Source organism: Ralstonia sp. 25mfcol4.1 (assembly GCF_900104095.1).
Classification (GTDB): domain Bacteria; phylum Pseudomonadota; class Gammaproteobacteria; order Burkholderiales; family Burkholderiaceae; genus Cupriavidus.
Map to the genome: position 1 here is coordinate 235346 of NZ_FNJO01000007.1, position 23344 is coordinate 258689.

General features: G+C 67.3%; 23 protein-coding genes. 3 read left to right on the top strand and 20 right to left on the bottom strand.

Features of this window, described 5'->3' with window-relative positions; translation table 11 throughout:
• Positions 1-58: 58 nt before the first annotated feature.
• On the bottom strand, positions 59-757 hold the full coding sequence (locus tag BLQ58_RS14840) for a LysE/ArgO family amino acid transporter (protein ID WP_254775955.1): 699 nt from the start codon (positions 755-757) through the stop codon (positions 59-61).
• 72 nt (positions 758-829) lie between these two features.
• Here BLQ58_RS14840 and BLQ58_RS14845 point away from each other — a divergent pair, with 72 nt between their 5' ends.
• Entirely contained in the window at positions 830-1726 is an 897-nt protein-coding gene (locus BLQ58_RS14845; protein ID WP_092599228.1) for a LysR family transcriptional regulator ArgP, read from the top strand.
• A 32-nt stretch (positions 1727-1758) separates the two neighbouring features.
• On the opposite strand, the gene BLQ58_RS14850 is transcribed toward BLQ58_RS14845, so the two are convergent.
• The 5 genes from BLQ58_RS14850 to BLQ58_RS14870 form a co-directional block, all read right to left on the bottom strand.
• Complete coding sequence (locus BLQ58_RS14850; RefSeq protein ID WP_092599231.1) at positions 1759-2235, bottom strand: SRPBCC family protein; 477 nt, start codon at positions 2233-2235, stop codon at positions 1759-1761.
• Complete coding sequence (locus BLQ58_RS14855) at positions 2216-2575, bottom strand: ArsR/SmtB family transcription factor (RefSeq protein WP_092599234.1); 360 nt, start codon at positions 2573-2575, stop codon at positions 2216-2218. Before BLQ58_RS14855 ends, BLQ58_RS14850 begins: the two co-directional genes overlap by 20 nt.
• A gap of 72 nt (positions 2576-2647) precedes the next feature.
• Entirely contained in the window at positions 2648-3625 is a 978-nt protein-coding gene (locus BLQ58_RS14860; RefSeq protein WP_092599237.1) for a Bug family tripartite tricarboxylate transporter substrate binding protein, read from the bottom strand.
• 158 nt (positions 3626-3783) lie between these two features.
• Positions 3784-3984: a DUF1289 domain-containing protein gene (locus BLQ58_RS14865; protein ID WP_092599240.1), complete on the bottom strand. Its 201-nt coding sequence runs from the start codon at positions 3982-3984 to the stop codon at positions 3784-3786.
• A 24-nt stretch (positions 3985-4008) separates the two neighbouring features.
• Entirely contained in the window at positions 4009-5067 is a 1059-nt protein-coding gene (locus tag BLQ58_RS14870) for a beta-keto acid cleavage family enzyme (protein ID WP_092599243.1), read from the bottom strand.
• 116 nt (positions 5068-5183) lie between these two features.
• Here BLQ58_RS14870 and BLQ58_RS14875 point away from each other — a divergent pair, with 116 nt between their 5' ends.
• Positions 5184-6206, top strand: a complete 1023-nt coding sequence (locus tag BLQ58_RS14875) for an AraC family transcriptional regulator (RefSeq protein WP_092599246.1) — start codon at positions 5184-5186, stop codon at positions 6204-6206.
• A gap of 106 nt (positions 6207-6312) precedes the next feature.
• Here BLQ58_RS14875 and BLQ58_RS14880 read toward each other — a convergent pair whose 3' ends face one another.
• The 9 genes from BLQ58_RS14880 to BLQ58_RS14920 all read right to left on the bottom strand — a co-directional run bounded on the left by BLQ58_RS14880 (position 6313) and on the right by BLQ58_RS14920 (position 17473).
• A complete protein-coding gene (locus tag BLQ58_RS14880; RefSeq protein WP_092599248.1) occupies positions 6313-7503 on the bottom strand; it encodes a porin in 1191 nt (396 codons plus the stop codon).
• Between the two features lie 120 nt (positions 7504-7623).
• Entirely contained in the window at positions 7624-8214 is a 591-nt protein-coding gene (locus tag BLQ58_RS14885) for an RBBP9/YdeN family alpha/beta hydrolase (RefSeq protein ID WP_092599251.1), read from the bottom strand.
• 32 nt (positions 8215-8246) lie between these two features.
• Positions 8247-9569: an MFS transporter gene (locus tag BLQ58_RS14890; protein WP_092599254.1), complete on the bottom strand. Its 1323-nt coding sequence runs from the start codon at positions 9567-9569 to the stop codon at positions 8247-8249.
• Positions 9570-9776: 207 nt separating this feature from the next.
• Positions 9777-10769: a tripartite tricarboxylate transporter substrate binding protein gene (locus BLQ58_RS14895; protein ID WP_092599257.1), complete on the bottom strand. Its 993-nt coding sequence runs from the start codon at positions 10767-10769 to the stop codon at positions 9777-9779.
• A gap of 46 nt (positions 10770-10815) precedes the next feature.
• Positions 10816-12111 (bottom strand): phosphopyruvate hydratase, encoded by a 1296-nt coding sequence (gene eno, locus BLQ58_RS14900; protein ID WP_092599260.1) that lies wholly within the window; start codon positions 12109-12111, stop codon positions 10816-10818.
• 37 nt (positions 12112-12148) lie between these two features.
• Complete coding sequence (gene pyk / locus BLQ58_RS14905; RefSeq protein ID WP_092599263.1) at positions 12149-13567, bottom strand: pyruvate kinase; 1419 nt, start codon at positions 13565-13567, stop codon at positions 12149-12151.
• Between the two features lie 12 nt (positions 13568-13579).
• A complete protein-coding gene (locus BLQ58_RS14910; protein WP_254775956.1) occupies positions 13580-14845 on the bottom strand; it encodes a glycerate kinase type-2 family protein in 1266 nt (421 codons plus the stop codon).
• A 16-nt stretch (positions 14846-14861) separates the two neighbouring features.
• A complete protein-coding gene (locus BLQ58_RS14915; RefSeq protein ID WP_092599266.1) occupies positions 14862-16235 on the bottom strand; it encodes a dicarboxylate/amino acid:cation symporter in 1374 nt (457 codons plus the stop codon).
• A 149-nt stretch (positions 16236-16384) separates the two neighbouring features.
• Positions 16385-17473, bottom strand: coding sequence for a tartrate dehydrogenase (locus tag BLQ58_RS14920; protein ID WP_092599269.1), 1089 nt, complete (start codon positions 17471-17473; stop codon positions 16385-16387).
• A 142-nt stretch (positions 17474-17615) separates the two neighbouring features.
• Here BLQ58_RS14920 and BLQ58_RS14925 point away from each other — a divergent pair, with 142 nt between their 5' ends.
• Positions 17616-18548, top strand: coding sequence for a LysR family transcriptional regulator (locus BLQ58_RS14925; RefSeq protein WP_092599272.1), 933 nt, complete (start codon positions 17616-17618; stop codon positions 18546-18548).
• Here BLQ58_RS14925 and BLQ58_RS14930 read toward each other — a convergent pair.
• The 5 genes from BLQ58_RS14930 to BLQ58_RS14950 all read right to left on the bottom strand — a co-directional run bounded on the left by BLQ58_RS14930 (position 18545) and on the right by BLQ58_RS14950 (position 23327).
• Positions 18545-19240, bottom strand: coding sequence for a hypothetical protein (locus BLQ58_RS14930; RefSeq protein WP_092599275.1), 696 nt, complete (start codon positions 19238-19240; stop codon positions 18545-18547). The genes BLQ58_RS14925 and BLQ58_RS14930 overlap by 4 nt on opposite strands.
• Before the next feature lie 200 nt (positions 19241-19440).
• Positions 19441-20637, bottom strand: a complete 1197-nt coding sequence (locus BLQ58_RS14935) for an MFS transporter (RefSeq protein WP_217636009.1) — start codon at positions 20635-20637, stop codon at positions 19441-19443.
• Positions 20638-20767: 130 nt separating this feature from the next.
• Positions 20768-21703 carry a LysR family transcriptional regulator gene (locus BLQ58_RS14940; protein ID WP_092599281.1) on the bottom strand — a complete coding sequence of 312 codons (936 nt, stop codon included), beginning with the start codon at positions 21701-21703 and terminating at the stop codon, positions 20768-20770.
• An 18-nt stretch (positions 21704-21721) separates the two neighbouring features.
• On the bottom strand, positions 21722-22477 hold the full coding sequence (locus BLQ58_RS14945; RefSeq protein WP_254775957.1) for a GntR family transcriptional regulator: 756 nt from the start codon (positions 22475-22477) through the stop codon (positions 21722-21724).
• A gap of 112 nt (positions 22478-22589) precedes the next feature.
• Positions 22590-23327: an aspartate/glutamate racemase family protein gene (locus tag BLQ58_RS14950; RefSeq protein ID WP_092599524.1), complete on the bottom strand. Its 738-nt coding sequence runs from the start codon at positions 23325-23327 to the stop codon at positions 22590-22592.
• Between the last annotated feature and the right edge of the window lie 17 nt (positions 23328-23344).

Below are 23344 nucleotides of genomic sequence, written 5' to 3' on the forward strand. Positions count from 1 at the left end.
GGCGAAAGGGAAAACTGATGGCCGCCCCTCCCCGGCTCGGAGGGCGGCCTTTTTGCGTTTACGCCGCCGGCAGCACCCCTGGCAGCCAGTCCATTCCCCGGAATCCGCCGATGGCATGCCGCGCCAGCAGCGCCGAAAGCACCAGCATGGTCACGCCGACCAGGCGGTCCAGCATCTGCCAGGCGCGCGGATTGGCAAACCACGGCGCGAGCCATCGTGCACCGAAACCCAGGGCACCAAACCAGGCCAGGCTGCCGACGCTGGCGCCGGCCACGAACCAGCCGCGCATGGCGGCCGGCTGTTGTGCGCCGATGCTGCCCACCAGCAGTACGGTGTCCAGGTAGACATGGGGATTGAGCAACGTGAAGGCCAGGGCCTGCGCCAGCACAGCGCCGCGCGTGGTGCTGGACGGGCCGTCGGCAGCCCGCAGCACATGCTGCCCGTGGGCGCGCCGCCACGCCCGCCAGCCGTAGCAAGCCAGGAAGACCGCGCCGGCCAAAGCCAGCGCGGTCGCCAGTGCGGGCCGTTCGCCCAGTGCGCGGGCCATGCCCATGACGCCGGCTGCGATGAGCAGCGCATCGGCCAGCGCGCACAGCAGCACCACGCTCCCCACGTGTTCGCGGCGCAGGCCCTGGCGCAGGACGAAGGCGTTCTGGGCACCAATGGCGACGATCAGGCCCAGGCTAAGGGCCAGGCCCTGCAGCAGGACGGCGATACCGGGCGGCATGCCCGAAGTCAGGAGGTCGGTCGAGTACATGACGCAAGCTTGCCATCGTGCGGCGATGAAGCCAAACTAAACAATCTTCATTGACATTAGCCAGGCTTAAGCATGCTCGACTACGCGGCGCTATCCGCGCTGGCCGCCGTTGTGCGCGAAGGCAGTTTCGAGCGCGCCGCCCGCGCGCTTCATGTCACGCCATCGGCCATTTCGCAGCGCATCCGGATGCTGGAGGAGCGCGTCGGCTGCGCGCTTGTGATCCGCGACAACCCATGCCGGGCCACCGAAACAGGCCGCCGTCTGTGCCAGCACGTCGATCACGTCCGGTTGCTCGAACAGGAGCTGCACGGCACCTTGCCCGCCCTGGCGCCGCAGGGCGAGACCCGCGTGCCGCTGCCGGTGGCCGTGAACGCCGACAGCCTGGCCACCTGGCTGGCGCAGCCGATTGCCGCGTTTGCCGCGCGGCATCCGGTGCTGATGGAAGTGGCGGTCGACGATCAGGACCATACGACGGAATGGCTGCGCAGCGGCGCGGTGCTGGCCGCCGTCACGGCCACCGCGCGACCGGCGACAGGATGCAACAGCCGCCCGCTGGGGGCCATGCGCTATGTGGCGGCGGCCAGCCCGGCGTTTGTGACGCGCCATTTCGCGGCCGGGGTGGGGGCGGGCAGTCTTGCGCAGGCGCCGAGTCTGGTCTTCAACGCCAAGGACGAACTCCAGGCGCGTTGGGTGAGCCGGCTATGCCACCGGCAGGTGCAGCTGCCCCATCACACGCTGCCGTCATCGTATGCGTTTGTCACGGCGGCGCTGGCTGGCATGGGTTGGGGCATGCATCCGCAGTCGATGATCGATGGCTATCTGAAGGCCGGAATGCTGGTGGAACTGGTGCCCGACACGCCGCTCGATGTGCCGCTGCACTGGCAGCATGCGCGTGCCGCTTCGGGCCTGCTGGAAGGATTGACCGCCGAAGTGCTGGCCGCTGCGCGGACGGCGCTGCTGCCGCCCTGAACAACTGTCGGGGCCGCGAGCCCGCGACGGCCTCAGCGCAGCGTCAAGGCGAAATCGTCGAGCTGGGTGATGGCGGTGTTCCAGCCTTCGAAGAAGCCCATCTTCTCGTGCTGGTCGCGCGTGGCGTCGTCGGGATGCATGACACGGGCGACATAGCGGCTGCCGCCGGGGTCGTCTTCCATCGTGATGATCGCGGTGAAGCCGAGCCACGGCTTGTGCGGACGCCAGCCGCCGGTCAGCATCGACGTGAACACCAGGCGAGACTGTGGCACGACTTCGAGAAAGCAGCCGGGGTTGTCGCTGGTGCCTCCGTCCGGCCCCTGCATGAAGGTATGGAAGTTGCCGCCCGGCCGCAGGTCGAAGTCGCGCACCTGCGTGGTCCATGGCTTGGGGCACCACCATTCCTTGAGCAGGGCGGGATCCGACCAGGCGCGCCAGAGTACGGACCGCGGCGCGCGCAGCACGCGGGAAATCACGAGATCGCGGGATTCAGCGGCGTTTTCCGGCATGGGCTTGCTCCTCTTGATGCAGTCGCTCGACGAAATCGACCATGCGGTCGGACCTGGCTTCCCACACGGCGCGCTGCTCGGCCAGCCATTGCTCGGCTTGCGACAGCGTTTCCGGCACGAGTTCGCAGGTGCGGGTGCGCCCGGCCTTGCTGGTGCGGATCAGGCCACTGCGTTCCAGCACCGTCACGTGCTTCATGAATGACGGCAGCGCCATGTCGAACGGCGCCGCCAGCGACGACACGGTCTGCGCGCCGCCAACCAGCGCGCAGACAATGGCGCAGCGCGTGGGATCGGCAAGCGCATGGAATACGTCGCTCACCGAGACTTGATAGTTAGCCATGCAGCTAACTATAGGGCAAGACGCAGGCCGTGGCAATGACGGCTTGTGGTTGCGGGTAATGAGGAGATGGGGTCAGGGCTTGATGTTGAACGTCTTGACGATGCCGGCGTTGCGGTCGTATTCGGCGTGCAGCGACTGGCTCAGGTCCTGCAGCGACTGCGCCGGCATCGGTTCGTAGCCCAGCGCCTCCAGGCGCTCACGCACCTTGGGATTGGCCGCGGCCTTGTACACCGCGCTCTGGATCTTCTGCGCCACGTCGGCCGGCATCTGCGCGGACGCGATCACGCCCACCCAGTTGCTGAAGTCGATATCGGGATAGCCCTGCTCGGCAAACGTCGGCACCTGCGGCAACAGCGGCGAGCGCGTCCGGGACGCCACGGCGTAGGGCTGCAGCTTGCCGGCGCGGATCATGGGCAGCGAGGTCACCATGCCGTCATACATCAGCGGGATCTGGCCGCCCATCACCTGGGCCAGTGCGGGGCCCGAGCCGGCGAACGGCACGTGCTGCAGGTCCATGCCGGCTTCCTGGTTCATGATGGCGCCGGCGTAGTGCGATGCGGTGCCAGCGCTGTACGAGGCAAAGCTGAGCTTGCCCGGATTGGCCTTGGCGTACGCAATCAGGCTTTTGAGATCCTTGGCCGGCAGGTTCGGCGCGCCGACCAGTACCATCCGCGAACGGCCCACCGCCGCCAGCGGACGAACGTCCTTCATGGTGTCGTACGGCGTTTTCTGCACCTGCGGCACTTCGGTCAGCACATTGGTGGCCGTCACCATGATGGTCTGGCCATCGGCGGGCGCGGCCAGCATCGTGTTGATGGCGATGGCACCGCCACCGCCCGGCTTGTTGTCGACCACTACGGACTGCCCAAGGTCGGCGGCCAGCTGTTCGGCCAGCACGCGCGCCATGACGTCCATGGTGCCGCCCGCAGGCGCGGGCACGAGCACGCGCACGGGCTTGCTGGTCCAGGCCATGGCGGCCGGCATCGCCAGCGTCATGATGGCCGCAAGGATCGCACGGCGCATGCGGAGGGGGGCAGGTTGGTTCGGCATCTTTGTCTCCATGATAGGTCTTGTAGGTATAGAAAGCCGGACCCGCCCGCGTTGGGCTGTAGAGGAACGTGTCTTCGCGTTGGAATCGGCAGACCCGGTGAAACAGCTGGCGCGCGCCGCATACGTCGTGCGGCGCATCGCCGGGAATGCTGGGGCGGTCAGGCCTTGCCTGCCGCCGGTCGACCGCGCCGCGCAGGCAGCGCCTCCATGATGAAGGCGCGCTGTGCGGCGGTCATGCCGTCCCACAGGCCGATTTCGGTCGAGGTCCGGCCGCATCCCTGGCAGTAACGTCGCGCACTGTCCATGCGGCAGATATTGATGCAGGGATTGGCGGGCCGGGTATCCGTGGACTTTGACATGGCGGTCGCGGGCTCAGGGGTGGATCAGGCTGCGCGGCGCAGCGGCAGGTTCTTCTGGCCCGACTGGCGGTTCGGCAGCATGCCGTGGGCCGCCAGCGTTTCGTCCACGCTGTCGTACCAGGTGCCGATGCGATAGATCTCGCGCGCTTCCTTGCCCGTGGCGATCTCGCGGCCCAGCTCGTGCGCCACGCGCACGCACTGCTCGATCTGCTGCACAGACGTCATGCGGTTGCCGTGCTGGTCGATGATGGTGTCTTCGATGCCGCATCGCGGGTGCAGGCCCATGGCCATCGCCATCATGTTGAACGGCAGCACGTTCTTGAGCAGCGACTCGGCGGTCAGCGTGCAGCCGTCCGGCGCGCGGTGGATGAAGTTGAAGAAGTTGAACGGATTCGGGCCGTCAAAGCCGCCGCCGATACCGATCCAGGTCAGGTTCAGCGGGCCCTTGTACGCGCCGGCACGCACCATGCGTTCGAGCGTTTCCAGGGCATGCATGCCGGTCAGCTGGAAGTGCGGCTGGATGCCTGCGTTCGACAGGCGGCGCAGGTGTTCTTCCACCCAGCCCGGGCCGGCCGGCACGGTCATCTCGCGGTACGCCTCGATATACGCCGGGTTCGACAGCGACGTGCCGGCCAGGTACTCGGGGTACAGCAATTCCATGATGTTCATCTGCGTGGTGTTGATCGCCACGGTAACCTGGTCGGGGGCCGGAGTCAGATCGGCCAGCATGTGGCGCGTATCGTCCGACAGCCACACGGCGGCCTGGCCTTCGTCTTCCGGGGCGAACGAGATCGAGCCGCCCACCTGGATGATCATGTCGGGTACCGCGGCGCGCACGCCGGCAATCAGCTCGTTGAACTTGGACAGGCGCTTCGATCCCTTGCCGTCCAGTTCGCGCACGTGCAGGTGCAGCACGGTGGCGCCGGCGTTGTAGCAGTCAACGGCCTTCTGGATCTGCTCTTCCATGGTGACCGGAATGTCTTCCGGGAAATCTTCGGGCATCCACTCGGGACCGTACGGGGCCACGGTGATGACCACCTTGTCCATGTTTTCGGGGTGCAGGGAATCGTCGAGGAATTGCATGTTGGTCTCCTGTGTAGGGTGCGTGCTGCGGTGACGGAAGTATCGGCGAACGGTGTGCCGCAATTTGACGATCGGGGACGCTCGATTTACATTTGGGGACAGTCAGGGAAAACGCGATGTCCTACTTTCTGCGCAGTGCCAGCCTTACCAACTACGTTGATGTGGCACGGGCCGTGGGGCTCGATCCACACCAGATGCTGCGTGCCGCACGCATCAGCCGTAACGCGTTGCTGGATCCCGACATCCGCATTCCCGCGGCGCTGGTGGGCAAGCTGCTGGAGGCGTCGGCCAGCGCCGCACAGGTGGACGATTTCGGCTTGCGCATGGCCGAACTGCGCCCGTTCGCGAACCTGGGGCCGCTCGCCTTCGTAGTGCGGGAGGAACCCACGCTTCGCCGCGCGCTGGAGTCGATGGTGCGCTACATGGGCCTGCAGAACGAGGCGCTGGTCATGCGCGTGGAAGATGCCGACGACGTGGTGCTGATCCGCCTGCACATCCTCAGCGATACCCCCGGCAGCCTGCGCCAGGCCACCGAACTGGCGGCAGGCGTGATGTTCCGCATGCTGACGCTGTTCCTGGGCCCGGCCTGGCGTCCGCGCAGCATCTGCTTCACGCATGCGGCGCCCGACAGCCAGGCCGCCTGCATGCGCGTGTTCGGCATGCCGGCGCTTTACGGGCAGGATTTCGACGGCATCGTCTGCGTGGCCAGGGACCTGGAAGCGCCGTTGCCGTCCTACGATCCGGTCATGGCCCAGCAGGTCAAGCTCTACCTGGGCACGCTGCTGGCGCAGTCCGACACCAGCATGACCGACAAGGTCCGCAAGCTGGTGCATGCGCTGCTGCCCAGTGGCATGTGCTCGGTCGACCGTGTGGCCCAGCAGCTCAACGTGGACCGGCGCACCGTACATCGCTGGCTGGCACAGGACGGCGTCACCTATTCGGACATCCTCAACGACGCCCGCGCCAGCCTGGCCACGCGCTATATCGAAAACCGCGCACGGCCGCTGTCCGAGGTGGCCACGCTGCTGGGCTTCTCGTCGCTGAGCGCGTTCTCGCGCTGGTTCGGCGCGCAGTACGGCTGCAGCGTATCGAAGTGGCGCGCGCGGCAGGTACGGGCGGACGAGGCGTCGGCGCCATAAAAAATGGCCACGCCAGCGCGCACGCCGGGGTGGCCAAACGAAGCTCGACACGACCGGACGGCGGGGTGCAGGAGTATCCCGTCCGGCTGTGCCGATCCCTACATGATCAGAACTTGTGCCGGATGCCGAGGCTGACGCCGACCATGCTGCTCTGGCCGTTGCCCAGGATGTAGCTGTTGCCCGTGGCACCGGTCGATGCCAGCTGGTTCGTGCTGGCGCCATCGAGCGTCAGGCCGGCATGCTTGGCGTAGGCCGTGCTCAGGTACAGATCGGTGCGCTTCGAGAACGCGTAGTTGGCCACAAAGGCGACCTGCCACGGATTCGGCGCATTGGTGCGGTTGAAGTAGTCGCGCTTGAGGTCGTCGTAGTCGTACTCCAGCGTCAGGCCGATGGCCGGTGTCACCTGATAGTTCACACCGATCCAGTAGTAGTCGTCACGCTGGATCTGGGCGTTCGTGCCGTTGTTCTCGGCCTTGCCCCAGCGGTAGCCGCCCATGATCTTGGCGACCGCGCCGATCGTGTAGCTGGCCGCCACCGAAGCCTTCTTCAGCGTCGCGGTGTTGCCCTGGTAGATGCCCGCCACGTTGTTGATCGACGGGTTCCACTGGTCATAGGCGATGGCCGCGCCGAACGGTCCGGCCGAGTACACCAGGCCTGCGCCGTAGGCATTGTCGCGGCGGAAGGCACCGGGCACCTCGCCGTTGCCGCCGAACGCGATCGTGCCGGCCGGCAGGTTGGGCACGCCCGCGCCAAACGAAAAGTGGGCCATGGCCGTCAGCGGGCCGAACGTGCCGTTGTAGGCCAGCACGTTGTCCTCGCGGAAGTTGTTGCCTGCCATGAGGGCTGCCGGCTCGTACTGTGTGGCGTAGGCCGTCGGCATGAAGTTGGCCATCGCCGCGAACAGCGACGTGTACTGGCGACCCAGCGTGATCTGCCCGAAGGTCTGGTGCTGCAGGCCGACGAATGCCTGACGACCGAACAGACGGCCGCTCTGCTGCATCGTGCCGTTGTCGCCGCTGAAACCGCTTTCCAGCACGAACAGGCTCTTCAGGCCGTTGCCCAGGTCCTCGGTGCCGCGCAGACCCCAGCGCGAACCGGACAGGCCGCCCGAGTTCATGCGATACACGGTATCGCCGGCGCCCGGATTCGGGGTAAAGCCTGCCGCCGAGTACGGGGCAACGTGGTTCGCGTATTCCACGCTGGCGTCGATCACGCCGTACAGCGTGACGGTGGATTGCGCGAATGCGCTGCCGGTACAGGCGAACAACGCGGCTAAGGCCATGCCCTTGAGCTTCATGAAACAGTCTCCTTTTTTACGTCTTGTGTAGTGGGGGTTCCCGTCGGAATGGGTACTACGGTGTTGTGAAAATGTTGTTGTGTCGCGGCCCGGAGCCGCTTCCTGCTGTGGCCCTGCGGTTCAGCGTGCCAGCCGTGCCAGCAGCGCCATCGCTTCGGGCCACGGGCCGAAGCCGGCCGCAGGGTTCAGGTGGCCAACGTGGCCCAGATCGACCAGTTCGCTGCCCCAGTCCTGCGCCATGGCGGTGGCGCGCTTGAACGAGGCCAGCGGATCGTTGCGGCTGGCCGCCAGCAACGTCGGGAACGGCAGCGCCTGGCGCGGCACCGGCAGCCAGCCGTGCTGGTCGAGCGTGGCCACTTCCGGATATCCGGGCGGCAGCGGCGTTTCCAGGTCGGCAGGCGTGGCCAGCAGCGCGCCAAGGATCTTGCCGGCCGGCACTCGGCTGTGCAGGTGCCGGGCCCAGTGCACGCTGATCATCACACCGGCGCTGTGAGCGCCCAGCACGACCGGGCCGTCGATGGCCGCGATGGCCTCGTCGAGGGCGACGATGCGCGCGGCGCAGCTGAGCTTCTCGTGTTCCAGCGGCTGCACGGATGCCACTTTCTGGCCCTGGGCCTCCAGTTCGGCTTGCAGCAGGGTCTGCCAGTGGTCGGCTACGTGGTCGCGCAGCCCGGGCACCAGCAGCACGGTGATTTCGGGGGACAAGAACATCGTTGAATCGCTTGCGTGTTGGGGAATGCGCGTCACGCTGCGGCGCGGCGTTGAGCCAGGCGCTGCAGATCCGCGGTATAGGTGCGGCGGCCGAGCAGGAAGCAGACCGCGGCGATCAGGCCGGCGACGGGCATCCACTGCAGGGCGCCTGCCAGACCGATGTGGTCAGCCATCAGGCCGGTGAAGAACGGGCCCGGCGCCAGGCCAAGCAGGTTGTTCACCAGCGTCAGCGTGGCGAACGCGCTGGCATGGATGCGGGGATCGGTCAGGTTGGCGACGGCGGCGCTGGCCGGGCCGGCGCTGCCGCCCGCCAGCATCATGCCGGCGGCGATCAGGGCCAGTTGCGCGGTCCCTGCCTGCAGGTGGAACGCGGTGCCAAGCAGTGCGAAGCACAGCACGCTGTATGTGACGGCCATCAGCCACTTGCGTGCCGGGGCGTGGCGGGCCACGCGGTCGGTCAGCGCGCCGCACATGATCATGCCGGCACCACCCACCAGGACGAAGCACGCGGCGCCCAGGCCGGCTTGCGCGGTGGCCAGGCCGTAGTAGCGGCCCAGGAAGCTGGGCATCCACGCCAGCAGCGAACCCATCACGAACAGCTGCAGGGCGCTGCCGACATAGGCGCAGATGATCGACCGCGACGCCACCAGGGCGCTGCACAGGGCGCGCAGCGGCATCGGTCCCAGGCGCGGTGCCTCGGCCGCCTGTTCATTGAGCGCCTCGCGTTGGATCTTCAGGCGCTCCTCGGTGACCAGCAGGCGGTAGAAGCCCACCATCACCAGGCCGAACAGGGCCATGCTGACAAACGCGATACGCCAGCCGAAATGTGCCGAGATCACGCCGCCGAGCGCCATGCCCAGCACCGACCCGAATGCGCCGCCGGCAATGAACGCGGCGCTAAGGCTGGCGCGCAGATGGCGCGGAAAGACCGACAGCACCAGTGCGATGCCGACGCTGCCGTAGGCGGCCTCGCCGATCCCGACGAAGAGCCGGGCGATGAACATTTCGCCGAACGAGTTGGCGATGGCGCAGCCCAGCGTTGCCAGGCTCCAGAGCGCGGCCATCAGCGTCAGGCTGCGCACGCGGCCCCAGCGGTCAGCCAGGATCGAAAGCGGCAGGGTGAGCACGCCCACCATCAGCGCCACGACGCCGCCCAGCGCGCCAAGATTGGCGTCGGTGAGGGCCCATTCCGCCTTCAGCAGCGGAAAGAGTGCGTTGAGTACCTGCCGCGACATGTAGTCGGACAGCAGCAGGCCAAAGCTCAGCGCGAAGACCAGCCACGGGTAGTAGCGCGAAGCCCGGACGCTCGGGGCGCCGGCAAAAATTTGAGGACGTGAAATACGAAGTCCCGACATGAACCGTCTCCTGATATTCTCAGCCGCGCCCCGCACAATGCCGGGGGCCCGCTGGCTTGTCGCGGAGTGGCCGCGACCCAGCGAAGTATCGGGGAATGACGGTTCACGGTTTGACTTATCGGGACATCCGTTTTGCTTGACGGGACAGTGCGGGAAAACCCGCTTCGGGTTGCTGCGGAGCCGCCGCTTGCCTGTGCCCGTGCCCGGTTACTCGATCGTCACCTTGCCTTCCTTGACCAGCACGGCGAACTTCGATGTCTCGTCGTTGATGCGCTTTGCGAACGCCTCGGGCGCGCTTGCCATGGGCTCCGCGCCGGCTGCGGCCATGCGCTGCTGGAAGTCGGGCGAGTTCACGATCTTCACGATCTCGGCGTTAAGGCGCGTGACGATCGGTTTGGGCGTGGCAGCCGGCGCCAGCACGCCGAACCAGGTGCCGATATCGAAACCCTTGAGGCCGGCTTCCTCCAGCGTAGGCACGTCGGGCAACACGCTGGACCGTTTGGCCGTGGTCACCGCCAGCGCCTTGAGCTTGCCAGCCTTGATATGCGGCAGCACCGTGGTCAGCGTGTCGAACGACATCGTGACCTGCCCGCCCAGCAGGTCGGTGGTGAGCGGGCCGCTGCCCTTGTAAGGCACGTGCAGCAACTGGGTGCCCGTGGCCGCCTGGAACTGCGTGCCGATCAGGTGCTGCGCGGTGCCGTTGCCGTTCGAGCCGTACGACAGCTCCGGCGACGCCTTCTTTGCCAGCGCCACCAGATCGGCCACGTTCTTCGCGGGCGTCTTCGCGCTGTTGATGACCAGCACGTTGGGCACCATGGCCAGCGTCGACACGGGCGTCAGGTCCTTCTGGAAGCTATAGGGCAGCTTGCGATAGACCGAGGTGGCAATCGTGTGATGCACGGCGCCCATCAGCAGCGTGTAGCCGTCGGGTTTGGCCTTGGCCACGTAGTCGGCCCCCACCGTGGCGCCTGCGCCGGGCCGGTTCTCGACGATCACGGGCTGGCCGAGGTTCTTCGACAGCTGGTCGCCCAGCGCGCGCGCCAGGATGTCGGTGGTGCCGCCCGACGGGAAGGGCACCACGAGGCTGATCGGCTTGGCGGGCCATTCCTGCGCCGTGGCCATTGACGCACCGCCCAGCCCGATGGCGTACAGCGACAGGCCGCAGACCCGGCGGATCGTCCGAAGGTTGAAGTTGCGCATGGTTGTCTCCTCTTCTTGTAGTGGTGGTTGGGAAAAAATGCGGATATCAGATCGATACGGAGAGCGCCTGGCGGCCCGCGAACGTGGCCGCGCAGCCCAGCTCGGCTTCGATGTAGAGCAGGCGGTTGTACTTGGCCACGCGGTCGGAGCGCGACAGCGAGCCGGTCTTGATCTGCGTGGCGGCGGTGCAGACGCTCAGGTCGGCAATCGTGGTGTCCTCGGTCTCGCCCGAGCGATGCGAGATCACCGAGGCATAGCCGGCGCGGTGGGCCATGTCGATTGCGGCCAGCGTCTCGGTCAGCGTGCCGATCTGGTTCGGCTTGATCAGGATCGCGTTGGCCACGCCGCAGTCGATGCCTTCCTTGAGGATCGCCGTGTTGGTGACGAAGAGGTCGTCGCCAACCAGCTGCACCTGCCTGCCGAGGCGCTCTGTCAGCAGCTTCCAGCCCATCCAGTCGCCTTCGGCCATGCCGTCCTCGATGGTGACGATCGGATACTGCGACACCCAGCCGGCCAGCAGGTCGACAAAGCCAGCCGCGTCATGACGGCGGTGCTCCGAATGCAGCACGTAGCTGCCGTCGCGGTAGAGCTCCGAACTGGCCACATCCAGGCCCAGCGCGATATCGCGGCCGGCGTGGAATCCGGCGGCGCCGATGGCCTGCATGATGATTTCGAGCGCCTGTTCGTTCGATTTCAGGTCCGGGGCAAAGCCGCCTTCGTCGCCCACCGCCGTGGAAAAGCCGCGCTGCCTGAGCAGCGACTTGAGCGTGTGGAACACCTCCGCACCCCAGCGCACCGCCTCGGAGAACGACGGCGCACCCACGGGCAGTATCATGAATTCCTGCATGTCCACGCTGTTGTCCGCGTGCGCGCCGCCGTTGATGATGTTCATCATCGGCATGGGAAGGCGCAACGCGCCGCTATTACACGTGGCGGCACCGATGGTCCGGTACAGGGGCATGCCCGCCGATGCGGCGGCTGCGCGCGCGGTGGCCAGCGAGACGGCCAGCAGCGCGTTGGCGCCCAGGCGCGATTTGTCCGCAGTACCATCGAGCCGGATCAGGCATTGGTCGATGTCTGCCTGGTCCGCGGCTGGCATGCCGGCCAGCGTGCGGGCGATATCGACGTTGATATGGCCGACGGCGCGGCGCACGCCCTTGCCGCCGTAGCGATGCGCGTCGCCGTCGCGCAGTTCGACGGCCTCGCGGGAGCCGGTCGAGGCGCCCGACGGCGCAGCCGCGAACCCATCGCTACCATCGGCCAGCAGCACTTGCGCCGCCACGGTGGGATTGCCGCGCGAATCGAGGATCTCGTAGCCGCGCACTTCCTGGATCACTGACATAGGATTGTCCTTGTTGCAGTTGTGGGCTCGGTTGGGGTCATTGCACCTGCGCGATGCGGAGCAGATTGGTGGTGCCGGCCACCGTGAACGGCAAGCCGGCGGAAATCACGATGGACTGGCCGCGTTCGCCGAAACATTCATCGAGCACGGTGCGGCTGGCCAGTTCGGTCATCTCCAGCACGTCGACCACTTCATGGCACAGCACCGCATGGACGCCCCAGGCCAGCGCCAGCCGGCGCGCGGTTGCCATGCGCGGCGTCATGCCGAGGATCGGCACCTCGGGGCGTTCGCGCGCCATGCGCAGCGCGGAGTAGCCCGAGCTGGTGTAGGCCACGGTGGCCGGCACCTTGAGCAGCCCTGCCACATGGCGCACGGCATGGCCGATGGCGTCGGCGGCCTCGGCGCGCGGCGGCGTATGCGATGCCTGGATTGCGTCGTGATAGAGCGGGTCCGACTCGGTACGCGTGATGATGCTGTCCATCATCTTCACGGCCTCCACCGGATAGCGGCCCGATGCCGACTCGGCCGACAGCATCACGGCATCGGCACCGTCGTAGACGGCGGTGGCCACGTCGGAGGCCTCGGCGCGGGTAGGCACCGGCGCGGCAATCATCGACTCCAGCATCTGCGTGGCCACGATCACGGGCTTCCCTGCCTTGCGGCAGGCGCGCACGATCTGCTTCTGCAGCGAGGGCACCTGTTCGGCCGGCATTTCCACGCCGAGGTCGCCTCGCGCCACCATCACGGCGTCAGCCTCGGCCACGATGGCCTCCAGGCTCTGGATGGCGGCGGGCTTTTCCAGCTTGGCGACGATGCCGGCACGGCCCTGCACGATGGCCTTGATCTCCTGGATGTCCTCGGCGCGCTGGACGAACGACAGGGCAATCCAGTCGACCCCCAGTGTCAGGCCGAATTCGAGATCGCGACGGTCTTTTTCGGTCATCGCCGACAGCGGCAGCACTACGCCGGGCACATTGACGCCCTTGCGGTCGGACAGCGGCCCGCCGTTGATGACCGTGGTCTCGGCGAACTCGGCGCCGCAGCGGTCCACGCGCAGGCGGACCTTGCCGTCGTCGAGCAACAATTCCGCGCCTTCGCGCAGCGCGGCGAAAATCTCGGGATGCGGCAGGCTGACGCGCGTGGCCGACCCCGGGTTATCGCGGTCCAGGTCAAGCCGGAACCTTGCCTGGGCTGCGAGCTGGACCGGACCATCGGCAAACGTGCCGATGCGCAGCTTTGGGCCCTGCAGGTCTAGCAGCACGCCAATGGGGCGCCCACGCTGCTGTTCGATGGCGCGAATCCTGTCGAGCCGCAGCCGGTGGTCGTCATGACTGCCGTGGCTGAAGTTCAGGCGGAAGACATCGGCGCCCGCTTCGAACAAGGCATCGATGATCTCGGGTGACGTGCTGGCGGGGCCCAGCGTGGCCACGATCTTCGCATTGCGAAGGCGTCTCATGGTGTTGCTCCATCAGGGCGCGATCAGGATCGCGCGGAAGTCGTTGACGTTGGTGAGGGTGGGGCCGGTGATGACGGCATCGCCCAGTGTTGCAAAGAAGCCGTGTCCGTCGTTGTTGGCCAGCGCGTCCTGTGGCCGGACGCCAAGCGCCCACGCGCGCCGCAGCGTGTCGGGGCCGATGACGGCGCCGGCGATCTCTTCCTGGCCATCGACGCCATCGGTATCGCCGGCCAGTGCATGGATGCCGGCGTGGCCGCGTAGCGTCATGGCCAGCGCCAGCAGGAATTCGACGTTGCGGCCGCCGCGCCCGTTGCCGCGCAGGGTGACCGTGGTCTCGCCGCCGGACAGCAGCACGCAGGGCGGCGGAAACAGCCGGTGGTCGGCCGCTTCGAGCGCGATGCCGCCCAGCACCAGGCCTACGTCACGGGCCTCGCCTTCGATGGCATCGCCGAGCAGGTGAACGGACAGCCCGGCGTCGCGCGCCACCGCCGCCGCCGCTTCCAGCGCCATGCGCGGCGTGGCGATCAGCGTGGTGTCGATACGTGGCAGGCGCGGGTCGCCCGGCTTGACGGATTCGGCCGCCTCGGAGCCGAGCACGCGCAGGACGTGCGCGGGGAGGTCCAGGCCGTAGCGGCGGATGATCTCCAGCGCATCGTGCCGCGTGGTGGGATCGGCCACCGTAGGCCCCGACGCAATGTCGATCGGGTCGTCGCCCGGCACATCGGACAGCAGCAGGTTGCAGACGCGCGCCGGATAGCACGCCGCCGACAACCGGCCACCCTTGATGGCCGACAGGTGGCGGCGCACGCAGTTCATCTCGGTGATGGTGGCACCGGACTTCAGCAACGCGCGATTCACGGCCTGCTTGTCTTCGAGCGTCACGCCGGCCAGCGGCAGCGGCAGCAATGACGATCCGCCGCCCGAGATCAGGCTGACCACGAGGTCATCCTCGGTCAGCCCGGAAACCAGTTCCAGCATGCGACGCGCGGCGTCGTGCCCGGCGGTGTCGGGCACCGGATGCGCGGCTTCGACGATCTCTATGTGCTGGCAAGGCACCGCGTAGCCGTAGCGCGTGACCACCAGCCCTTCGAGCGGCCCTGTCCAGGCGGCTTCGAAGGCCTGGGCCATCGCCGCAGATGCCTTGCCGGCACCGATCACGATGGTGCGCCCCCTTGGTGGTTCGGGCAGGTGGCGGGCCAGCGTGAGCGACGGTTGCGCCGCCGAGATGGCGGCATCGAACATCCGGCGCAGCAGCGCGTTTGCCTGTGAGGTTTCCATGGCGACGTTGTCTCTCTCAGTGCATCAGGCTGGCGTGGGCATTGGCGGCGCGGGTCAGATGCGTGCCGATCGACGGCGCAGGGGCCGGCGCGGCAGTCGGGTCCGGATCGGCCAGCACCTCCGGGTCGTCCTGCAGCTTGCCGTCGAGTGCGTCGTCAAGCCGCTGCTGGTCGATGGCGCCCACCCATCGGGCGATGGCCAGCGTGCCCACGGCGTTGCCGATGGTGTTGGTGATGGCGCGGGCCTCGGACATGAAGCGGTCCACGCCGAGCAGCAGCACCATGCCGGCCACCGGAATCTTGCCCATCGAAGCCAGCGTCGCCGCAAGCGTGATGAAGCCCGAGCCGGTCACGCCAGCTGATCCCTTCGACGTCAGCAGCAGCACGCCCAGCACCACGAGCTGGTCGGTCAGCGTCAGCGGGGTGTTGGTGGCCTGGGCGATGAAGATGGCGGCCATCGTGTAGTAGATGCACTGGCCGTCGGGGTTGAACGTCAGGCCGGACGGCACCACCAGGCCCACCACCGGCTTCGACACGCCCGCGTTCTCCAGCTTGCGCATCAACTGCGGCACCACCGATTCCGACGAACTGGTGCCCAGCACCGTGAACAGCTCGTCGCGGATAAAGCGCAGGAATTTCCACAAGTTGAAGCCCGACATCCGCGCCACGCCGCCCAGCACGATGACCACGAACAGCAGGCACGTGAGGTACATCGTGGCCATCAGCTTGCCCAGCGATACCACCGAGCCCAGTCCGTACTTGCCCACCGTGAAGGCCATGGCGCCGAAGGCCGCCAGCGGGGCCAGGCGCATGATCATGCCGACCACCGAGAAGATGCCGTGCGTGAACGAATCCAGGAAATCGACCACCGGCCGGGCGCGCGGGCCGATATGCGACAGCGCGATGCCGAACAGCGTGGCGAAGACCAGGATCTGGAGGATGTCGTTGCGGGCCAGCGCATCGATCACGCTGGTGGGCACCATGTTCAGCAGGAAGTCGATGAACGAGTGGGGCTTTTCGGCAGCATGGGTGTAGGCGGCGATGGCCTTGGCGTCGAGGTGCGCGGGGTCGACGTTCATGCCCGCACCCGGTTGCACCACGTTCACGACGATCAGGCCCAGGGCCAGCGCGAACGTGGACAGCACTTCGAAATAGAGCAGGGCACGCACGCCGACGCGGCCCAGTTCCTTCATGTTCTCCATGCGCGCGATGCCCAGCACCACGGTGGCGAAGATGATCGGCGCGAAGACCATCTTGATGAGCTTGATGAACACGTCGCCGAATGGCTTGAGGCTGCTGCCGAGGTCCGGGTAGAACACGCCGAGCGCAATGCCGGCCGATACGCCGAGCAATACCTGCACATACAGCTTGCCCAATAGCCTTTGAATCATGGCTGTCTCCTGCTGATTCGAGGTGATTCGCCTGCGGTCGGGGCTCTGGTGGCCGTTGTCTTGCACCGCAAGGGAGCAGGCGCACGCGTGCGGCGGGCGCCTGCTGGGAGCCCGGCATGCCGCCGGGCGCGGGGGGCTCAGGGTGGGCTTTACGCGGCCTTGGGCTGCTTGTTCCCGGCCAGGAAGTCGCACACGGCCTTGGTGACGTCGATCGTCTTTGCCTTGCCGCCCAGGTCCCCCGTGTGCAGGGCCGGGTTGGCTGTCACGGCCTCGATGGCGGCCATCACGCGCTGCGCGGCCTCGTTCTCGCCAAGGTGTTCCAGCAGCATGACCACCGACCAGAACGTGCCCACCGGGTTGGCCAGGCCCTTGCCCATGATGTCGAACGCGGAGCCGTGGATCGGCTCGAACATCGATGGATAGCGGCGTTCGGGGTCGATATTGCCGGTTGGGGCGATGCCCAGGCTGCCGGCCAGCGCGGCGGCCAGGTCGCTCAGGATGTCGGCGTGCAGGTTGGTGGCGACGATGGTGTCCAGCGTCTTGGGGCGGTTCACCATGCGCGCGGTGGCGGCATCGACCAGTTCCTTGTCCCACGTGACATCGGGGAAGTCCTTGGCTACCTGAACGGCCACCTCGTCCCACATCACCATGGCATGGCGCTGGGCATTCGACTTGGTGATGACGGTCAGCTGCTTGCGGGGGCGCGATTGCGCCAGCCTGAAGGCGAAGCGCAGGATGCGTTCCACGCCGACGCGGGTCATCATCGACACATCGGTGGCGGCCTCGATCGGATGGCCCTGATGGACGCGGCCGCCCACGCCCGAGTATTCGCCCTCGGAGTTCTCGCGCACGATGACCCAGTTCAGGTCTTCGGGCGCGCAACGCTTGAGCGGGCCGTCGATGCCGGGCAGGATGCGCGTCGGGCGCACGTTGGCGTACTGGTCGAAGCCCTGGCAGATCTTCAGGCGCAGGCCCCAGAGCGTGATGTGGTCGGGAATCTGGTTGTCGCCGGCCGAGCCGAACAGGATCGCGTCCTTGTCGCGCAGCGCGTCGAGGCCGTCGGCCGGCATCATCACGCCGTGCTGGCGGTAGTAGTCGCCGCCCCAGTCGAAGTTCTCGAACTCGAAGCGGAAGCCGCCGCCGGCGGCGGCCAGGGCTTCCATGACTTCGCGGCCGGCGGGCACCACTTCCTTGCCAATGCCGTCGCCCGGGATGGTTGCGATCTTGTAGGTCTTCATCTTTCGTCTCCTGTCTGGTCTGGGAATCGGTTCACCACTGCACACCGCTGCGTTGAGCGTTGGAACGATTCTGGACGGTGGACGAAGTTTTGGATCGGCACTAAAGTTAAACCATTCTTAACTTTCTGGTTAAAGGTGCGGCATGGCATCGAACAGCGCGATCCAGCCGGCCGAGCTGGGCTTTTTCACGGCCCTGGCGACGGCCGGCAGCCTCAGCGCGGCGGCGCGGGATCTGGGCATCACCACGGCGGCGGTCAGCAAGCGGCTCGGCCAGATGGAAACGCGGATCGGCATGCCGCTGGTCACACGCACCACACGGCGCATGAGCCTGACCCCGGAGGGCGAGGTCCTGCTGGAGCACGCGCGCCGCATCCTGGGCGAGCTGGACGACCTGGAGCAACTGCTGACCAGTGCCCGGGGCCGGCCCAGCGGCCTGCTGCGTGTAAACGCCACGCTCGGCTTCGGTCGCATGCACGTGGCGCCGGTGATCTCCGAGTACAGCCGGATGTACCCGGACGTGGATGTCCAGTTGCAGCTTTCGGCCGATCCGCCGCCGCTGACCGAGGACGCTTTCGATGTCTGCGTGCGGTTTGGCGAGCCGCCCGATGCGCGGATCGTGGCACGGCTGCTGGCACCGAACCGCCGGCTGCTGTGCGCATCGCCGCGCTACCTGCGCGAGCACGGCACGCCGCAGACGCCGGGCGAACTGCCGCGCCACAACTGCATCGGCATCCGGCAGGGCAGCGACGCCTACGGGGTATGGCGGCTGGCGCCGGTCAAGGGGGCGAAGGCGCGCGCCGAATCGATCCACGTGCGGGGCAACCTGACGACCAACGACGGCGAGATCGCCGTGAACTGGGCGCTGGAGGGGCACGGCATCGTGCTGCGCGCGGAGTGGGATGTCGATCGCTACCTGCGCAGCGGCCGGCTGGTGCAGGTGCTGCCGCAGTATGCGACGCCCGAAGCCAATATCTACGCCGTGTACCAGCAGCGGCACCAGCTGTCCTCGCGCATCCGGCTGTTCGTGGATTTCCTGGCGAAGCAGTTCAGCGCATTCGGCCGCGACGGCGGCTAGGCGGCAAGGGCAGCCGCCCGGTGGATCTGGTCGTCGGCCTCGTGCGTCCACAGGGTGAAGGCGTCGAACACCCTGTCCACCAGCGCCACGCAGTGCTGCCGCTGCGCGGCTGACAGCGCGATGGCCGCCAGCGCCCGATGGTCGGCGTGCTGCATATGGCCGGATTCGAGCGCGAAGTGGTAAGCGCCCAGATAGCGCAGTTCGGCGCCCAGGCGTGCCTGGAGCGCGTCTGCCAGCGGCGTCGTAAGCGAGAACAGGACATTGCCGGTTTCCTCGATGGCTTCGATCACGGCCAGGCGCTCGGGCCCGTGGGCATCGGCCACGATGGCGCAGAGGTCGTACATCAGGACGCGGCAGCGGCAGGTATCGTCGCTCCAGAGCTCGCGCATGGCGTCGGTGGTGGTGGTGACGCGATCCCAGCCGAGCGTCTCGAAATCCTCCAGATACCACGGCCAGTGATGGTCGTCTTCGAAGGTATGACGGTTGACCTGTTCCTGCCAGGCGTCGCGTGGCGGCGTCCGGCGCAGCACGTGGCGGTTGAGGTCGCCGAAGGCCATGACGAAGAACGCGAAGCCGCGCATGAAGCTGAGCCGGATCTGCGGGGGCAGGCTTTCGTCGCGCATATGCACGAACAGCGGCAAGTCCGCATACGCCACTTTTCTCCGCATGATGTGGGCAAGCACGGCTTTCATCGGCAATCTCCGCGCGGGGGTTGCAAGGGGACGTGCAACACGGCCGGAACGGCATCGCGCTGGATTCTATGAAACGCCCGCGCAAAGTTCAATTGAGGCCTGATCCACTGCAAAGCCACTGTCTGCGCAGGTGCTGACGGCTCTGCGCCCACTGCCCCGGACGCGGACCGGAGGCGCAGGGGCGCAGAGGAATCCCGCGCTCAGCGGCGGGCGGAGACGGCCAGCGCGCCCAGCGCCACGACTGCCAGCCCGCTGCCTGCCGCCACCACGCCGTGCCAGCCCGCATGCGTGTACAGCGCGCTGGCGATGGCCGAGCCCGCCGCACCGCCCGCGAAGATCGCGGTCATGTACAGCGCGTTCAGGCGCGCCCGGCTGTGGGCATCGAGCGCGTAGACCGCACGCTGGCCCAGCACCATGTTCATCTGCACCGCGAAGTCGAGCACGATGCCGGTCAGTGCCAGGCCGTACAGGCCGGCGTGGCCATGGATCAGGCCCGGGACGAACGCCAGCGCGGCGACGATCAGCGCCGCGAACGATGCCACGCGGGTGTGGCCGGCGTCGGCCAGGCGGCCGGCAATGGGCGCGGGCACGGCGCCGAGCGCGCCCACCAGGGCGAACAGGCCGATCTGCGATTGCGACAGCCCATAGCGCGCGGCCAGTTCCAGCGGCGCGGCGGTCCAGAACAGGCTGAACGCGGCAAACAGCAGGGCTTGCAGCAGCGCGCGCTGGCGCAGCACCGCGAAGCGTGCGAACAGGTGCCACAGCGAGGCCAGCAGGCTGCCGTAGCTGGCACGGTGCTGGGGCACGCGGCGCGGCAGCGTCATCGCGATGATGGCCACGGTGCCCAGCGTCATGGCGGCGGCGATGAAGAATACCGCGCGCCAGCCGAACCACTGCGCCGCCATGCTCGACAGTGGCCGCGACAGCAGGATGCCCGACAGCAGGCCGCCCATGATGGTGCCGACGGTACGGCCGCGCAGCGCCTCGGGCGCCAGATGCGCCGCGAGCGGAATCAGGATCTGCACGCTGACCGAGCTCAGGCCCAGCAGCAGCGACACCAGCAGGAACACGCCCGGTTGCGAAGACAGCGCCGCGCCCACCAGGCTGGCCGCCGCGGCCACGCCGCTGACCATCAGCAGCCGGCGGTTTTCGAGCAGGTCGGCCAGCGGCACGAGAAAGAACAGGCCGATGGCATAGCCGATCTGGGTCAGCGACACGATCACGCTGGCGCTCTGCGCGGACAGGCCCACGGCAGGCGCGATCAGTTCGATGATCGGCTGGGCGTAGTACAGGTTGGCCACCAGCACGCCGGCGCATAGCGAGAACAGCGCGACCAGCGTGCCGGACATGGGTGCGGCGCTGGAAGCGCCGGCATTGGGAGAAGTTTGGACTTGCATGGCTCTGGATGGAGATCGGGTTGCGATGTCCAGAGCGTAGGCGCCCGGGGGCGTTGCGGGAATCACAATGTGGCGCAACTCAGCGTTGCGCCGCAAGCAAAGCGGGCCAAACCGAAATCTGTCTGCGTAATCAGTCGCGCCGGCGTGTCGGTCCGGGCAACGTCGCCAGGAAGTCCAGAAAGGCCGCGATGCGCCGCGAGCCGCGCTGGCTTGGCAGGTAAAGCGCGGTGACCACCGAACTGGACTGGTTCGGCGTGACCGACCAGTCGTCGAACAGTACGGTCAGCCGGCCCGCCGCGATATCGGCATCGACGAGCCAGTCCGGCAGCAGGGCGATGCCGCTGCCGGCCAGCGCCATGTCGCGCAACACTTCGATATTGTTGCTGCGGAACGGCCCGCCAATGGGCACGGTGATCGGCTCGCTGGCCTCGCCGCCGTCAATGGCCTCGGGGCGGAACCGCCAGACCTGGTCGCGCGCGCCAAAGCTGAAGCGCAGGCAGCGATGGTTGACCAGATCGGCCGGCTCGGCGGGCGTGCCGTGCTGGTCGAGACAGGCAGGGCTGGCCACCACCAGGCGGCGGAACCGGCCGATCTCGCGCGCGATCACGTTGTCATAGGCCGCCGCGCTGCCAAGCCGCACGGAGACATCCACGCGGGCGCCAAGCAGGTCGACGATGCTGTCGGTCAGTTCGACATCGAGTTCGAGCTGCGGATAGCGCGCCAGCCATGCGCCCAGATGGGGCGAAATGCAGCAGCGCCCGAACGCCACCGGCAGCGATACGCGCAACTGTCCCACGGGCTGGTCCCCATGATCGGCGATCGAGGCATCGGCTTCGGCCACGGCTTCGAGGATCCGGCGCGCCTGCTGGTAGTAGCTGGCGCCGGCCTCCGTCACCGTGACCTGCCGCGTGGAACGGTTGAGCAGCACCGTACCCAGCGAGGCCTCCAGGCCGTCCAGCGTGCGCGTGACCGACGAGGTGGCCAGGTTCATGCGTCGCGCGGCGGCCGAGAAGCCCTTCGCATCGACGGTCTCGACGTACATCTTCAGAGCGAGCAGCTTGTCCATGGGCAGCGGAGCGGGCGGTCAGCCCTTGCTGAAGATGCTGTAGAAATCGGGGGCGCCGGTATCGCGCACGGTCAGGTCCAGCGAGCCCTCGATATGGGCCAGGTGCTCGGCCATCACTGACTGCGCCTGCGCGGCATTGCGCTGCTCGATGGCGTCCACCAGCACGCGATGCTCGTCCTCGGGGCAGGCCGGTGCGCCGGGGCGGTCATACAGCGTGATGATCAGGCACGTCAGCGACACCATCTCGCGAATCAGCTTTTCCAGGATCGCATTGCCGGCCATCTCGGCCAACACGATGTGGAATTCGCCCGACAGCCGGATCACGGCGGCGCGGTCGCCCCGCGTGCGGGCGTCGTCTTCCTGCCTGATATGCCGGCGCAGGCTGCGGATCTGCGTGGCACTGGCCGTGGTGGCCAGCAGGCCGGCAAGCTCCGGTTCCACCAGCCGGCGCGCCTGGAAGACCTGACGCGCTTCCTCGATGCTGGGGCTGGAGATAAACGCGCCGCGATTGGGTACCAGGGTGACGAGCTTCTCATGCGCCAGACGGGCGAATACCTGTCGGATCCTGGCGCGGCTGGCGCCGGTGACCTCGCACAGCCGCTCTTCCACAAGCTTGGTGCCGGCCAGCAGCCGATGCTCCATGATCGCGTTCAGCAGATCCTGGTAGATACCTTCATTGACGGAAGATTCGGCGGCTTCGGACGCCGCGGGCTCGCCGCCATCCTGCGCGGCGGGCGGCTCGGAATCCGCGGATTTTTTGCGTCGGGTTGCCATGTCGGGGACGATATCCCGCTGCAGATGCAGCGAATGAAGACAAAAATTACGCATATCGTACACAAAAATGGCGATGCACCGGGCCGGATGGCACCAGGCCGGTGCGGCGGGATCACGCGTTCAGGGCGTAATGCGACAACATCCCGGCGTAGGCCTTGGGCAGCGGGCGCGCCCAATCCCCCCGCTTGCTGGTGGCCAGACGTACCGAGACCAGCGCCTCGGCCATCTTCACGGCGCAGGTGACGCCGTCGATGACGGGCGCGCCGATCGCGTCGGCAATCTCGTCGCAGAGGTCGGTCATGCCGGCGCAGCCCAGCACGATGCAGTCGCTGCGGTCTTCGGCCAGCGCCTGGCGGCACGCTTCGGTGATGATGCGGCGTGCGTCGGAGCCCGGCTTTTCCAGGTCCAGCACGGGCAGGTCGCTGGCGCGGACGTTGCGGCAGAATCGCGCCATGCCGTAGCGTTCGGCCAGGTGCCAGGCGATATTGCACGTACGCGACAGCGTCGTGACCACGCTGAAGCTGGTGCCGATGAAGCTTGCCGCATGCATGGCCGCTTCAGCTACCCCGATCACGGGCCCGCGTGCCAGTTCGCGCGCGGCGAACAGGCCGGGGTCGCCGAAGCAGGCGATCACGTAGCCGTCGATGCCTTCGCGCTCGCCAATCAGGATTTCGTCCAGTATGCCCGGCACGCTTAGCGCCTCGTCGTAGTGGCTCTCGATCGAGGCCGGCCCCATGCGGGGACTGACCGCCACGATGCGGGTGTCGCCGTGGGCCACGGCCCGGGCGCACTGGCCGATCTTGTCGGTCATGCTCTGCGTGGTATTCGGATTGATGATCTTGATTTTCATGGTGTCGTTCACAGGGA

What these genes read in the sequence shown, in the direction of transcription:
- BLQ58_RS14840 (WP_254775955.1), bottom strand. Translation starts at nt 757, where the DNA reads ATGTACTCGACCGACCTCCTGACTTCGGGCATGCCGCCCGGTATCGCC.
- BLQ58_RS14845 (WP_092599228.1), top strand. Translation starts at nt 830, where the DNA reads ATGCTCGACTACGCGGCGCTATCCGCGCTGGCCGCCGTTGTGCGCGAA.
- BLQ58_RS14850 (WP_092599231.1), bottom strand. Translation starts at nt 2,235, where the DNA reads ATGCCGGAAAACGCCGCTGAATCCCGCGATCTCGTGATTTCCCGCGTG.
- BLQ58_RS14855 (WP_092599234.1), bottom strand. Translation starts at nt 2,575, where the DNA reads ATGGCTAACTATCAAGTCTCGGTGAGCGACGTATTCCATGCGCTTGCC.
- BLQ58_RS14860 (WP_092599237.1), bottom strand. Translation starts at nt 3,625, where the DNA reads ATGCCGAACCAACCTGCCCCCCTCCGCATGCGCCGTGCGATCCTTGCG.
- BLQ58_RS14865 (WP_092599240.1), bottom strand. Translation starts at nt 3,984, where the DNA reads ATGTCAAAGTCCACGGATACCCGGCCCGCCAATCCCTGCATCAATATC.
- BLQ58_RS14870 (WP_092599243.1), bottom strand. Translation starts at nt 5,067, where the DNA reads ATGCAATTCCTCGACGATTCCCTGCACCCCGAAAACATGGACAAGGTG.
- BLQ58_RS14875 (WP_092599246.1), top strand. Translation starts at nt 5,184, where the DNA reads ATGTCCTACTTTCTGCGCAGTGCCAGCCTTACCAACTACGTTGATGTG.
- BLQ58_RS14880 (WP_092599248.1), bottom strand. Translation starts at nt 7,503, where the DNA reads ATGAAGCTCAAGGGCATGGCCTTAGCCGCGTTGTTCGCCTGTACCGGC.
- BLQ58_RS14885 (WP_092599251.1), bottom strand. Translation starts at nt 8,214, where the DNA reads ATGTTCTTGTCCCCCGAAATCACCGTGCTGCTGGTGCCCGGGCTGCGC.
- BLQ58_RS14890 (WP_092599254.1), bottom strand. Translation starts at nt 9,569, where the DNA reads ATGTCGGGACTTCGTATTTCACGTCCTCAAATTTTTGCCGGCGCCCCG.
- BLQ58_RS14895 (WP_092599257.1), bottom strand. Translation starts at nt 10,769, where the DNA reads ATGCGCAACTTCAACCTTCGGACGATCCGCCGGGTCTGCGGCCTGTCG.
- eno (WP_092599260.1), bottom strand. Translation starts at nt 12,111, where the DNA reads ATGTCAGTGATCCAGGAAGTGCGCGGCTACGAGATCCTCGATTCGCGC.
- pyk (WP_092599263.1), bottom strand. Translation starts at nt 13,567, where the DNA reads ATGAGACGCCTTCGCAATGCGAAGATCGTGGCCACGCTGGGCCCCGCC.
- BLQ58_RS14910 (WP_254775956.1), bottom strand. Translation starts at nt 14,845, where the DNA reads ATGGAAACCTCACAGGCAAACGCGCTGCTGCGCCGGATGTTCGATGCC.
- BLQ58_RS14915 (WP_092599266.1), bottom strand. Translation starts at nt 16,235, where the DNA reads ATGATTCAAAGGCTATTGGGCAAGCTGTATGTGCAGGTATTGCTCGGC.
- BLQ58_RS14920 (WP_092599269.1), bottom strand. Translation starts at nt 17,473, where the DNA reads ATGAAGACCTACAAGATCGCAACCATCCCGGGCGACGGCATTGGCAAG.
- BLQ58_RS14925 (WP_092599272.1), top strand. Translation starts at nt 17,616, where the DNA reads ATGGCATCGAACAGCGCGATCCAGCCGGCCGAGCTGGGCTTTTTCACG.
- BLQ58_RS14930 (WP_092599275.1), bottom strand. Translation starts at nt 19,240, where the DNA reads ATGAAAGCCGTGCTTGCCCACATCATGCGGAGAAAAGTGGCGTATGCG.
- BLQ58_RS14935 (WP_217636009.1), bottom strand. Translation starts at nt 20,637, where the DNA reads ATGCAAGTCCAAACTTCTCCCAATGCCGGCGCTTCCAGCGCCGCACCC.
- BLQ58_RS14940 (WP_092599281.1), bottom strand. Translation starts at nt 21,703, where the DNA reads ATGGACAAGCTGCTCGCTCTGAAGATGTACGTCGAGACCGTCGATGCG.
- BLQ58_RS14945 (WP_254775957.1), bottom strand. Translation starts at nt 22,477, where the DNA reads ATGGCAACCCGACGCAAAAAATCCGCGGATTCCGAGCCGCCCGCCGCG.
- BLQ58_RS14950 (WP_092599524.1), bottom strand. Translation starts at nt 23,327, where the DNA reads ATGAAAATCAAGATCATCAATCCGAATACCACGCAGAGCATGACCGAC.